Source organism: Paraburkholderia sp. SIMBA_054 (genome assembly GCF_046534875.1).
Classification (GTDB): domain Bacteria; phylum Pseudomonadota; class Gammaproteobacteria; order Burkholderiales; family Burkholderiaceae; genus Paraburkholderia; species Paraburkholderia hospita.
In genome coordinates, this window is sequence record NZ_JAWRXV010001780.1 from 1 (window position 1) to 233 (window position 233).

1 protein-coding gene is annotated in these 233 nt (G+C 48.5%); it reads left to right on the forward strand.

Annotated elements, in window-relative coordinates:
- Positions 1–192, forward strand: a 192-nt coding sequence (locus SB822_RS61210; RefSeq protein ID WP_410859680.1) for a hypothetical protein, incomplete at its 5' end; no start/stop codon positions are given.
- Between the last annotated feature and the right edge of the window lie 41 nt (positions 193–233).

A 233-nucleotide genomic window follows, 5' to 3' on the forward strand; every position in this document is an offset into this window, starting at 1 on the left:
GCCAGCAACGCCACCCCGGCCACTGCCGATTTCAATAGAGATTGCATGTTCACTCCTCCCTTGTCCGGCACTCCCCGCCGGTTTGCGTTAACGCTTTACCTTCCGCCTGCTGTATTCCGGCGCTCCTCCAAGCGTTTTACCCGTGAATACATGCAGATCGTGGATCTTTTCAATAGAATGAAACATTCATAACAAATTCTCGTAGAATTATAATTCCATTTCTGGTAGCTCAT